This is a genomic window from Neisseria sp. SLRRB23 (assembly GCF_050896295.1).
Taxonomy (GTDB): Bacteria; Pseudomonadota; Gammaproteobacteria; order Burkholderiales; family Neisseriaceae; genus Neisseria.
In genome coordinates this window covers 55,772-67,695 of record NZ_JBPBFH010000003.1, presented here as the reverse complement: position 1 = coordinate 67,695, position 11,924 = coordinate 55,772, and the positions used below count along the sequence as shown (strand labels likewise).

9 protein-coding genes and 2 pseudogenes are annotated in these 11,924 nt (G+C 48.4%); all 11 read right to left on the bottom strand.

The features are described 5' to 3' along the window. Nucleotides 1-9: 9 nt before the first annotated feature. The 11 genes and pseudogenes from ACRPFF_RS01420 to gshB all read right to left on the bottom strand — a co-directional run bounded on the left by ACRPFF_RS01420 (nt 10) and on the right by gshB (nt 11,846). A pseudogene (locus ACRPFF_RS01420) lies at nt 10-1,138 on the bottom strand (type I-C CRISPR-associated protein Cas8c/Csd1). Further along, nucleotides 1,135-1,739: pseudogene (cas5c, locus tag ACRPFF_RS01415) on the bottom strand (type I-C CRISPR-associated protein Cas5c). Before cas5c ends, ACRPFF_RS01420 begins: the two co-directional pseudogenes overlap by 4 nt. Nucleotides 1,740-1,862: 123 nt before the next feature. After that, nucleotides 1,863-3,692, bottom strand: a complete 1,830-nt coding sequence (locus ACRPFF_RS01410; RefSeq protein ID WP_411712322.1) for an ATP-dependent nuclease — start codon at nt 3,690-3,692, stop codon at nt 1,863-1,865. 70 nt (nt 3,693-3,762) lie between these two features. After that, nucleotides 3,763-4,050 carry a hypothetical protein gene (locus ACRPFF_RS01405; protein WP_411712323.1) on the bottom strand — a complete coding sequence of 96 codons (288 nt, stop codon included), beginning with the start codon at nt 4,048-4,050 and terminating at the stop codon, nt 3,763-3,765. Continuing rightward, the gene (locus ACRPFF_RS01400) at nt 4,019-4,564 is read right to left on the bottom strand and encodes a CRISPR-associated endonuclease Cas3'' (protein ID WP_411712324.1); all 546 of its coding nucleotides are present in this window, start codon (nt 4,562-4,564) and stop codon (nt 4,019-4,021) included. The genes ACRPFF_RS01405 and ACRPFF_RS01400 overlap by 32 nt, the downstream gene beginning before the upstream one ends. A 305-nt stretch (nt 4,565-4,869) precedes the next feature. Next, nucleotides 4,870-6,504 carry a CTP synthase gene (locus tag ACRPFF_RS01395; protein ID WP_127220657.1) on the bottom strand — a complete coding sequence of 545 codons (1,635 nt, stop codon included), beginning with the start codon at nt 6,502-6,504 and terminating at the stop codon, nt 4,870-4,872. A gap of 111 nt (nt 6,505-6,615) precedes the next feature. Next, nucleotides 6,616-8,286 (bottom strand): AMP-binding protein, encoded by a 1,671-nt coding sequence (locus ACRPFF_RS01390; protein ID WP_432673594.1) that lies wholly within the window; start codon nt 8,284-8,286, stop codon nt 6,616-6,618. Between the two features lie 70 nt (nt 8,287-8,356). Next, entirely contained in the window at nt 8,357-9,460 is a 1,104-nt protein-coding gene (mnmA, locus tag ACRPFF_RS01385; RefSeq protein WP_432673593.1) for a tRNA 2-thiouridine(34) synthase MnmA, read from the bottom strand. A 124-nt stretch (nt 9,461-9,584) separates the two neighbouring features. Then, nucleotides 9,585-10,058, bottom strand: a complete 474-nt coding sequence (locus tag ACRPFF_RS01380; RefSeq protein ID WP_101036645.1) for a copper chaperone PCu(A)C — start codon at nt 10,056-10,058, stop codon at nt 9,585-9,587. A gap of 136 nt (nt 10,059-10,194) precedes the next feature. Next, complete coding sequence (locus ACRPFF_RS01375) at nt 10,195-10,578, bottom strand: diacylglycerol kinase (protein WP_432673592.1); 384 nt, start codon at nt 10,576-10,578, stop codon at nt 10,195-10,197. A gap of 311 nt (nt 10,579-10,889) precedes the next feature. Next, the gene (gshB, locus tag ACRPFF_RS01370) at nt 10,890-11,846 is read right to left on the bottom strand and encodes a glutathione synthase (protein ID WP_432673606.1); all 957 of its coding nucleotides are present in this window, start codon (nt 11,844-11,846) and stop codon (nt 10,890-10,892) included. Between the last annotated feature and the right edge of the window lie 78 nt (nt 11,847-11,924).

The following is an 11,924-nucleotide window of genomic DNA, read 5'->3' as shown; positions in this document are numbered from 1 at the left end:
TCTGGCTCCTTAGTTTTCAATAGTTTCAGCGGTTTCTTTTTTAGCAAAATAGCTTTGTTTTTGATGGTAATAGCCGATGGCGAAGCGGCCTTGCTCGTCAATGCTTAGATGGCGCGGAAAGGTTTCGGGCAGTTTGGCAATGATTTCGCCCAAATCTTTATCCAAATTCACCGCCATACCGGCTTTGTCTTTACGCAGGCGCGACAAATGGTGTTTTGCACCCGACAAAAGGCGCGGAAAAACGGAAAACGGCACGGCGGAGGCAGAGCCGTAATAGCGGTCGGCGATGCCGGCGTTTAATTCGCCCAACGCCTGATATTGAATGCGCTCCAACACAGCAAACAGCCGCCCTAAAAGATAGGCGCGATTCGGGCTTTCATTGTTCAAACTCATAGGAACTCCTTCTTCGATAAAACCTTTTCTAAAACGCCGCTCTAATACGGCTTTCATCATTGCCACGCGCAAGCCGTTTACGTCGTCGTCGGCGCGGATTCAGGTAAATCGCTGGATGCAGCCGTGCAATTGGCGCAGTGTCGCCGCTAATCAGGCACAAACCCTCGAGCGCTTCATCGCTTTTCAGGCAGCCTGCCCACAAGCTTTGCGCGGCTTCGCGTTTATGGATAAGTGCGGTCGGTTTTTCAAGAGAAAAAGCGATGTTGGCATCAAGCATTTCGGCTGGCAGATTTTCGGCAGCGAAATGTGCAGGCTGCCAGTTTTGCAGAAAACGGCACAAGGCTTGCAAGCCTTCATCTTCGCTGTTTTGCAGTAAATCGAGATGGTATTGCTTAAAGGCATCAAAAGTTTTTTCAGACGGCGTAAACGGTTTTTCTTTGGCTTCGGCTTTGTTTTTATTGGCTTCCATGCCAAGCGCATAAGAAGTTTTATCCTACAGAAAAAATGGCTTGGGTGTAGTGCCAGGGCGTTTGAAAGATTGAGGCACACTCATCAGCTTCGGTTGCGGCTTTTTATCGGCAGTCAGATTTGGCACAACGGTTTTCAGACGGCCTTCTTTATCCAACACCAAAACCCAGCCGATTTTCTCCTCGCTAAAGCCGTAAGGCGGCACTTTCGGATTGCCCATTTCATCAGTTTCTGCTGCCAAACGGCGGTAATAACGGGCAAGGGACGCTAGAATCATGCTTTTACTTCCTCGGCGTAAAACGGCGGCACATCAATCACGCCGTCTTTTATTTGTGCGCGGAAAAAATGCGGCGTGTTGCCATGGTCAAAATCAATGTCGTGCAGCATTCAGCCTAAATCGCGGTTTACCTCGCTTTCCGATAACGCCGACGGCGGTAGCGGATCACCCTCATCAATCAAAGCAAAATCGGCAGGGAATTCACGCACGCCCAAACAAGGCTACTGAAAACATTGCCTTTTTTCACACGGCGTTTGAACATCTCGATATGCTTGGTAACAGTCTCATCCGCCCCCGCTTTTGGCGTCAGCACCGCATGGGCTTCAATCACATAAGCCACGTTTTTAAGCACCGTCGCCGCGCGCTGCTGGCGGTCGTCTTCAATCAGTGTTATACTCTTACAATTCATCGCGCCGCTGACCTTGCCCGCCGAAATCTTGCCGCCCAACTCATTGCGCCGCACCGACTCGAACCGAATCGGCTTCAACACATAAATGCGGTCTATCACCCACCGAATCGCCGGCTTCCAATGCACCACCGCCAAAATCCCGCACGCCGCCGACGGCGTGATGACATCATAAGACACCCGCTCCACCTTCATCTCCGGACGGGTAAAACAGGCATAATCGCCCCAAACATGTAGGCGGATGGTTCATTTGGTTCTCCTTTTTGTACACACGCCCCTTCATAAGGAAGGGGCGGATCATAAGCCGTATTTACAGTTTTAAAATTTGTAACAAGGCTCGTCTTGTTTATGATTAAGGGCAATCCAATTTTTTAGAGTGTCTTCATAGTTAGTGCCATCATTGCTTGGAATATCATTGCATACGCTGATTAATTCTTTCAGTATTGATTCTATACTTGAACGCACATCTTCCTGTTCTTGAACAGCTTTCCAACTTCTAAATGGCTTATCTTTAGATGGTAAGTCCATTTGATGGTGAATTTCAAAATTAGGGCATGAACAACGATAAGTTACCTTTAATCCAACTCCACGCGCCTCAGTTACTGCATCTGAAATTGCTTTATTTATAGAGTATGCTGAATTAGCCCTATCGCCAGACGAAACTTTAGGAGAATCTATATCGTGTAAGACAGAAAAATCAATTTTAAAATGAGATAAAATTTTTACTAAAATAGTAATTGTCGCTTTTCCTCTGGCTCTAATAATAAGAGGGCGTTGACTAACAGGATAATCCTTTGGATTACTATTCATAATTTCATGAAAAGCAGCAAATTCAGTATCTCCTTCAACGATAATAACTTTATCTCCAAAGAAAATTTCAGAAACATTAGAATCAAAAATCATTAGGGCTTTCAGATTAGCGAGTTCATCATCACTAAAATTAATTGTTTCGGATTTATATATATTAGGTTCTAAATGCTTATCTAATCGATGTAAACGAACAATAGTTGTATGATCTTTGATAGGATCAACAAAAGCTGGATGATGAGTACTCAACATGACTTGCCAGCCAGCTTCAGATGCTAAGTTGTATAAATGTTCTTTCGCTGCTCGCACAGCTGAAGGATGTAACGCCGTCTCAGGTTCATCGATCAACAACATATACCCTGGCAAAAAGAAATCGCTTGAACCATCTTGAGATAATTGACTCTTAAGATTTTGAATTTTTTCTTTATCTCTCGGAGTTGGTGCTCTTTTGCTTTCTAATTTTTGTAATTCCTTTTGTATATCAGAAATTCTACTTAACTCAGATCTTACCTGAAGAATAGACCAAAATAATGCTCTCTGTGACCCCGTTCCTTGCTGATCCCAGCGAGCAAAGTTACCTGTTTCAGAAATATCAATTCTTGAACCTGATAGCAAAGACTTTGCAGGATCAAAACCAATATCTCCAATCCCAATGTTAAGATGAATTCCTGATGAACTAAATACTTTGCAATAGGATGAATTAATTTGCTCCTGTATTTTATCAATATCGTTACGAAGTTCTGATATAGGATTATTTGCCAATATCTCCAACTCCTTAATTTTCTTACTTAAATCAGATTCTTCATTTTCTATAATTTCTTTATATTTATTAATTATTGGTTCAAGTACAAGATTTAATAATTTTTTATGTTCTTCTTCAGGATTATCTAAAGAACCTATGCGAAATGGTTTAGGCAAACGACTATTAAATACAGTATCTAATCCAGCAGCTTTACCGTCATCTGCGTAGTCTTGAATCTCTGGATCCCAAGTACTTCTAATAGGCTTTCCTCCTTCTGTAGGCCATTCCCACTTAGAACGGACTAGTAATAATCCATCATCTGTTTCTTCTTTCCATTTTTCGTCAATATTACCTGCACTTTTAGGAATATGAACCCATAATTCGACCGTAGCAGGTTTTCCATTTGCATTACAATTAAAATCTTTTATATCTAGCTTTTCTTGCTGAACTGCCAACTCATAGGCTCTTAATACAGTTGTTTTACCAGCATTATTTGCTCCGACTAAGCATACAATATCATCTAATTCAACTGTTAAACCGTCATTACCGATACAGCCAATATTTTTAATATGCATACGTACAAGATGTGAACGTTCCATAGTGTTACCTTCTTAATAAATTTACAAGTTTGCTAAAATATTTTTAATAATAGATTGAAAAGTTTTTAAACTAAAAAATTAAATTATCCCCCCTTATAAAATCAATATTCTCCCAACTCAAACCCGCTACTTCATCATACAAATCCAGCCCGATCAGCGTATAAAACTGTTTGCCGAAGTTTTTCTCGTTAATCGGTTCGATACGCCCTGCTTTATATAAAGCAGCGAGGGCTTTTTCGGGGATTTGGACGGTGTAGGGTTGCAGTTTGCGTAGCAGACTGCCGATATGGTCGGTGTGGTGCAGGTTGCTAATGAGGTTTTTGGCATCAACATCGAACGGAATAATCAGCGGCTGCATATGGCTTTCGATCATGCGGAATTTGTCGACGATGGTTTGGAATGGGAAGCGACGGCACAGGCAAAGTTTTGGGTAGCTTGATTTCTTGCAGCCATACGCTATCGAGTTCCGGAATATCTTTACCGAATTGCAACGCCAAACGTTGTTTCAAGGTATTGCGGTTATCACCCTTGCCCGCACCGTTCGCCAAACCGGCATGGTGTCCCGCAATGCAAAACGCCATCAGCTTGCCGATAACACCTCCCCAACGCTCGACTGCGATTTTTGCCCCGGCGGTAGAATGGTCGACAGACCTGCTCCCGCCATTTAATCTAGCCTGAAATTCAAGCGAGTATTTTCCTAAATCGTGTAGTTGACCGGCGTGATAAGCGATGTCTTGCGCGCCGAAAACTTGAGCAAAATTTGCAGCCGAATTGCCGACATTTTGGGCGTGGGATTGAAGGGTTTGCCAGCGTTCGTAAGGCAAAAGGTTGCAGAATTGGCCTTGGGCGGAATGAGCATAATAAACCTTCATCTAAACTCCTTATTTTTACAATTAAATTTTGATATTCCAAATATATCAACTCAAAACCATCATCCCCATCAAACTAAGCAAAACTGATGTTTTAAAGCTATTTCCTGTCAAAACCAGACTTACACGACTATAAAAACAATAATCTTGAGTTTCACGCCCCGCTTAACAATATTCAGTTGGTAAATATTAGATAAAACCATAAAAATTAAATTGATGGCTTTTATAATCCCCGATTTGCAAAAATGCCGTCTGAAAGTCTTCATTCAGGCTTTCAGACGGCATTTTGATCATCAAGTAACGCTTTATCAGGCTTTTTTATTGTTCAACGCGGCTTTGACAAACGCGGTGAACAAAGGATGCCCTTTGCGCGGATTAGAGGTGAATTCGGGGTGGAACTGGCAGGCGAAGAACCAAGGATGATTCGGCAGCTCGATGGTTTCGACCAAGCGTTCGCGTCCGGCGGATACGCCGCCGATGACCAAGCCTGCTTTTTCCAACTGAGGAACATAATTGTTGTTGACTTCGTAGCGGTGGCGGTGGCGTTCGCGGATATGTCCGCTACCGTAGATTTTGGCGGCGAGGCTGCCTGCTTTCAATTCGACTTCTTGCGCGCCCAAACGCATCGTGCCGCCCAAATCGGCGGATTCGTCGCGGGTCTCAACGCTGCCGTCAGCAGTTTGCCATTCGTCAATTAGGGCAACGACGGGGGCGGCGCATTTGAGGTCGAACTCAGTGGAATTCGCACCTTTCAAACCTGCCACGTCGCGGGCGTATTCAATCAGCGCAATCTGCATACCGAGGCATATGCCCAAGTATGGCACGTTGTTTTCACGGGCATAGCGCACGGCGGCGATTTTGCCTTCCACGCCGCGAGAACCGAAACCGCCGGGAACGAGGATGGCATCCATATCTTTGAGCATAGAAACGTCGCCGTTGTTTTTCTCGATGCTTTCGCTGTCGACAAAGGTAATTTGTACGTCGGTTTCGGTGTGAATGCCTGCGTGTTTCAAGGCTTCGATCAGCGATTTGTAGGACTCGGTCAAATCGACGTATTTGCCGACCATGGCGATTTTGACGGTGTGTTTCGGGTTTTGGATGGCGTGGACGATTTTTTTCCACGCGGTCAAATCCGCCTGCTGCACATTAAGCTGCAACTGCTCGGTAATGATGTTGTCGATGCCTTGGTCGTGCAGCATTTCGGGGCATTCGTAGATGCTGTCCACATCGTAGCTGCCGACAATCGCGCGTTCTTCCACGTTGCAGAACAAGGCGATTTTGCGGCGTTCGTCCGCAGGCATTTTCCTGTCCATGCGGCAAATCAGGATGTCGGGTTGCAAACCGATGCTCAACATTTCTTTAACGGTGTGCTGGGTCGGCTTGGTTTTGATTTCGCCTGCAGCGGCGATGTAGGGAACGTAGCTCAAGTGGGCGAACAGGGTGTTGTTGCGTCCCAACTGGCTTCGCATCTGGCGGATGGCTTCCAAAAACGGCAGCGATTCGATGTCGCCGACCGTGCCGCCGATTTCGACAATCGCCACATCGTAACCTGCCGCGCCTTCATGGATGCGTCGTTTGATTTCGTCGGTAATGTGCGGAATGACTTGAACCGTGCCGCCCAAATAGTCGCCCCGTCGTTCTTTGGCGATAACGTTTTCGTACACCTGCCCCGTACTGAAGCTGTTGCGGCGGGTCATCGTGGAATCGATAAAGCGTTCGTAGTGTCCCAAGTCGAGGTCGGTTTCCGCGCCGTCGTCGGTTACGAACACTTCGCCGTGTTGGAACGGGCTCATCGTGCCGGGATCGACGTTGATATAAGGATCGAGCTTGAGCATGGTAACGTTCAAGCCGCGCGATTCGAGGATGGCGGCAATAGAAGCGGCGGCGATACCTTTACCCAGTGAGGAGACAACGCCGCCGGTTACGAAAATGAATTTGGTCATGATGGAATACCCATGTTGGAATGCGTGATTTTAACGTGAAGCGCGCGGTTCTGGCAAACAGGCGGATGCCGTCTGAACGGTGGACGGCTGTTTTCAGACGGCATCTTTTCTTTATTTCCCGGTACTTTGCCGCAACTCGCGACGCAGAATTTTACCGACATTGGATTTGGGCAGTTCCTCACGGAATTCAATGTTTTTCGGTACTTTATATGCGGTTAATTCGGTGCGGCAAAAGGCGATAAGTTCTTCTTTGGTCAATGACGGGTCTTTTTTGACGACGAATACTTTGAGTGCCTCGCCGGTTTTTTCGTCGGGAACGCCGATACAGGCGACTTCCATCACTTTGCCGTGATGCGCGATGACTTCCTCGATTTCGTTCGGATAAACATTGAACCCGGAAACAACGACGAGGTCTTTCTTACGATCGACCAGCTTCAACCAGCCTTTTTCGTTCATCACGGCAATATCGCCGGTTTCCAAGAAACCGCGCGCGTCTATGGCTTTAGCGGTTTCTTCGGGACGGTTCCAGTAGCCTTGCATCACTTGAGGGCCTTTTACCCACAATTCGCCCGGCTGCCCGACGGGGACTTCTTTGCCGTTTGCGTCGCGCAATTCTACTTCGGTGGACGAGACGGGCAAACCGATGCTGCCGCTGTATGATTCGATGTTTAAGGGGTTGCAGCACACGCCTGGACTGGCTTCGGTCAGACCGTAGGCTTCGACAATAGGCGTACCGGTAATTTTTTTCCATTTTTCGGCAACGGCTTTTTGGGTCGCCATACCGCCGCCCAAAGTCAGCCGCAATCCTGAAAAATCGACTTCGGCAAAATCGGGCCGGTTAACCATCGCGTTAAACAGCGTGTTCACGCCGATAAATACATTAACCCGCTGTTTTTTCAGTTCTCCGATAAAGCCTTTCATATCGCGCGGGTTGGTAATCAGGACAATTTTTGAACCGGCATTGGCAAAAATCATCAGATTCACGGTTAAGGCGAAAATATGGTACAGCGGCAAGGCGGCGATAACGGTTTCTTTGCCCTCGCGCAACTGGTTTTTAATCCATTCTTTTGCCTGAAGCATATTGGCGCAGATGTTGCCGTGGCTCAGCACTGCGCCTTTGGCAACGCCCGTCGTGCCGCCCGTGTATTGCAACAGCGCGGTATCTTCGCGGTTTAATGCGACAGGTTGGAAAACGTGCTTCGCCCCCTCTTGCAATGCCGTCTGAAAGGAAACGGTTTCCCGAATGCGGTATTCGGGAACCATTTTCTTGATTTTTCGGATGATGAAATTGATCAGCGAACCTTTAAGCAGCCCGAACATTTCGCCGACGGAGGCGACGATGACGTGTTTGATCTGCGTGCGCGGCAGCACCAGCTCCAACGTGTTGGCGAAATTTTCCAAAACGATGATGGCGGTCGCGCCGCTGTCTTTCAACTGATGCTCCACCTCGCGCGGGGTATAGAGCGGATTGGTGTTCACCGCCACCAAACCTGCCTGCAAAATACCGAAAAGGGCAATCGGGTATTGCAATACGTTCGGCATCATAATGGCAACACGTTCGCCGCGCGGCAACTTCAGGACGTTTTGCAGATAAGAGGCGAAATCTGTTGCCAGTTTGCCGGTTTCGGCATAAGTCAGCGTTTTGCCCATATTTTGAAAAGCGGGCAGACGGGCAAATTTTTCCACGCTTTGGCGGAATACATCGCTGATGGAATTGTATTGCGTGATATCGATTTCGGCACTGACGCCCTTCTCGTAGCTGTCTAACCAGATTTTTTCCATAGGTATCGGTCTTTAAAGTGGAATTGAGCGGAACAATGCCGTCTGAAAACCGTTTCAGACGGCATAAGTTTTATCGTGTGATGATGACGGGTTTGTCGGTCGTTTGGATGATGCCGCCGCCCAAACAGATGTCGCCGTCGTACAGCACGGCAGACTGACCCGGCGTTACCGCCCATTGCGGTTCGTCAAACACCAGCTCGGCGGTTTCATCATCCAAATAGCGCAATTCGCAAGGCGCGTCCGCCATACGGTAACGCGTTTTGCAGGTATAGCGTCCTGCTTTCGGGCATTCGGGCAGCGTGAAACTCAAATCGTTCATCACAAGGCTGCGGGTATAGAGCAGCGGATGGTCATGACCTTGTACGACGATGAGTTCGTTTTTCGTCAAATCTTTAGCCGCAACAAACCACGGCTCGCCCCCGCCGCCGATGCCCAAACCTTTGCGCTGACCCAATGTGTAAAACATCAGCCCGACGTGTTCGCCGACGGTTTTCCCTTCGGGGGTCACCATTTTGCCGTTGTCGGTCGGCAGGTATTTCTGCAGAAACTCGCGAAACGGGCGTTCGCCGATGAAACAGATGCCGGTGCTGTCTTTTTTAGCGGCAGTCGGCAAATTAAATTCGGCGGCAAGGCGGCGGACTTCGGGTTTTTCCAAACCGCCCAACGGGAAAATCGCGCGTTCGAGTTGGAAAGGTTTAAGGCGGTAGAGGAAATAGCTTTGGTCTTTGTTTTGATCCAAACCTTTGAGCAGGTAATGCACGCCGTTGCGGACTTCTTTGCGCGCATAGTGTCCGGTGGCAATGGTATCCGCGCCCTGCCCTACGGCGTAGTCCAAAAAGCATTTGAATTTGATTTCGGCATTGCACAACACATCCGGATTCGGCGTGCGCCCCGCACTGTATTCCTGAAGAAAATAAGCAAAGACTTTGTCTTTATATTGCGCGGCGAAATTAACGATGTCGATGTCGATGCCGACAATATCGGCAACGGCGATGGCATCGAACGAATCCTGTTTGATGCTGCAATATTCGTCGTTGTCGTCGTTTTCCCAGTTCTGCATAAACACACCGCGCACTTGATAACCCTGCTGCTTGAGCAGGGCGGCGGTTACGGAAGAATCGACACCGCCGGAAAGCCCGACGATGATATTGGATGGGTTTGATGTCGTATTCATACGCAGGATGGCTTGGAAACGGCGGTTTTTAAAGGCAGATTTTAACACATTTTAAAGGTGGGCATAAAAATGCCGTCTGAAAGCCCGGGCTTTTTCAGACGGCATTTCAAATATTTTCAGCAGATTAGTGCTGATGCGCTTCGCCGTGGTGATGACCGTGATCCATTGCCGGCATCGGCGCGGTTTTGACTTCCAGTTGGACGGTTTGCGCTTTGGCGTTTTTAAATTTCAGGGTAACGGGAATCTTGTCGCCCTCTTTCAGTTGTTTTTTCAAACCCATAAACATCACGTGATAGCTGCCGGGTTTGAGTTCGGTAACGGATTTCGCCTCCAAAGGCACGCCGCCTTCGACTTCGCGCATACGCATCACGCCGTTGTCGTTGATGTGGGTATGCACTTCGACGCGGTCGGCAACGGGGCTGCTTCCGCCGAGCAAAAAGTCTTGTTTGGCTTCGTCGTTGTGGATTTTCATGAACGCGCCGCCCATTTTCATACCTTCGACGGTGGTGCGCGCCCAGCCGTCCTCGACATGGACTCCGGCGGCGGAAACCACGCCTGCCAAACCTGCCATCATCACGGCTGCCAATAGTTTTTTCATCTTTCTACTCCTTAAATGTCAAACGAGGATGCGCTCATCTTACAAACAAATACCGTTCGGAAATTTGATATAGATTAAGCGAATAATAAATACTACATACTAATCCTAAAGGATTACAAATCCTGCTGCAAGCGTTTTACCCAAACAGGGCGGACAGCCAAACCGCCGCCAACATCAGCATCGCGAACAATTGTGCGGCAGAACCTGCGTCTTTGGCGCGTTTGGCCAGCTCGTGTTTTTCGGTCGAAGTATGATCGACGGCGGCTTCGACGGCGGTGTTGAACAGTTCGACAATGACCGACACAAAAGACGCGATAGTCAACGGCAGGCGGACGGCGGTTTCGGAAACCCAAAAAAATGCCGCGCACACCAGCAGCGCGTTCAGCCACAAAACCTGACGGAATGCCGCTTCGTAACGGTAGGCGGCGGCGATGCCGTCTATCGAATAGCCGAATGCGTTAATGACGCGCCTGATGCCGCCTTTTCCTTTTTTTTCTGCCGCGTAGGAGGAAGGTTCCATCGGTATCCTTTCAAAATGTCCTCAATATAGTGGATTAACAAAAACCAGTACGGCGTTGCCTCGCCTTAGCTCAAAGAGAACGATTCTCTAAGGTGCTGAAGCACCAAGTGAATCGGTTCCGTACTATTTGTACTGTCTGCGGCTTCGTCGCCTTGTCCTGATTTTTGTTAATCCACTATATATGCCGTCTGAAAACGGGGCGGCGGGGTATCCGTACGGCATTAAGCGCATCCCTGCCAGCTAAGGGAAAACCCTGCCTGCCCGAACAAACCAGGCGGTTGTGAAGCAAAAGCCTTTCAGACGGCATCGGTTTAACGTACCGACCACGCGGCAACGGCATCGGCAAACATTGCCGCCACGTCGAAATCTTTTTGTTTCATAATTTCTTGGAATCCGGTCGGGCTGGTTACATTGACTTCGGTCAGGTTGCTTCCGATAACGTCCAAACCGGCCAGCAGGATGCCTCGCCGTTTAAGTTCGGGGGCGAGCGTTTCGGCAATTTCTCGGTCGCGTTCGCTCAATTCCTGCGCCACGCCGCGCCCGCCTGCCGCAAGGTTGCCGCGTGTTTCGCCGTTTTGCGGAATACGCGCCAAAGCATAGGGGACGACTTCGCCACCGATAATCAGGATGCGTTTGTCACCGTGTACGATTTCGGGAATGTAGCGTTGCGCCATAATGGTACGGGAATCAAGCCGCATCAGGGTTTCGAGGATGCTGCCGATGTTAGGGTCTTTTTCGGTCAGGCGGAAAATGCCCATACCACCCATGCCGTCGAGCGGTTTGATGATGATGTCGCCGTGTTCTTTCAAAAATGCGCGGACATCGGCAGAACGGGTCGCTACCAGTGTGGGCGCGGTAAAGCGGCTGAAATTCAAAATCGCCAGTTTTTCGTTGAAGTCGCGCATCGCCTGTCCACTGTTGAACACTTTCGCGCCCTGCTGTTCCGCCAGCGTCAGAAGCTGTGTGGCGTAGAGGTATTGCATATCGAACGGCGGATCGGTACGCATAATCACGGCATCAAATGCTTTCAATGCCGTCTGAACTTTGTCCGCCGCTTTAAACCATTCATGGTCATCATCGTTTTTTGCACCCGAAAATTCAAATGCCGATGCCTGTGCCGTTACCAAACCGCCGTTTACAGACAATTCCTCGCTCAAGGTATGAAACAGCTGCCAGCCGCGTTTTGCCATTTCCCGCATCATCGCGTAGGTGGTGTCTTTGTAGGTTTTGAAACTTGCCATCGGGTCGGCGATAAAGAGGACTTTCATCATATTTCCTTTCCGGTGTGCCGAATGTGCCGCATTTCGCGGGTAAAGGAGAAATGCCGTCCGAACAATATTCAGACG

Coding starts and splice junctions, on each gene's coding strand:
- ACRPFF_RS01410 (WP_411712322.1), bottom strand. CDS start 3,692: ATGGAACGTTCACATCTTGTACGTATGCATATTAAAAATATTGGCTGT.
- ACRPFF_RS01405 (WP_411712323.1), bottom strand. CDS start 4,050: ATGCAGCCGCTGATTATTCCGTTCGATGTTGATGCCAAAAACCTCATT.
- ACRPFF_RS01400 (WP_411712324.1), bottom strand. CDS start 4,564: ATGAAGGTTTATTATGCTCATTCCGCCCAAGGCCAATTCTGCAACCTT.
- ACRPFF_RS01395 (WP_127220657.1), bottom strand. CDS start 6,504: ATGACCAAATTCATTTTCGTAACCGGCGGCGTTGTCTCCTCACTGGGT.
- ACRPFF_RS01390 (WP_432673594.1), bottom strand. CDS start 8,286: ATGGAAAAAATCTGGTTAGACAGCTACGAGAAGGGCGTCAGTGCCGAA.
- mnmA (WP_432673593.1), bottom strand. CDS start 9,460: ATGAATACGACATCAAACCCATCCAATATCATCGTCGGGCTTTCCGGC.
- ACRPFF_RS01380 (WP_101036645.1), bottom strand. CDS start 10,058: ATGAAAAAACTATTGGCAGCCGTGATGATGGCAGGTTTGGCAGGCGTG.
- ACRPFF_RS01375 (WP_432673592.1), bottom strand. CDS start 10,578: ATGGAACCTTCCTCCTACGCGGCAGAAAAAAAAGGAAAAGGCGGCATC.
- gshB (WP_432673606.1), bottom strand. CDS start 11,846: ATGAAAGTCCTCTTTATCGCCGACCCGATGGCAAGTTTCAAAACCTAC.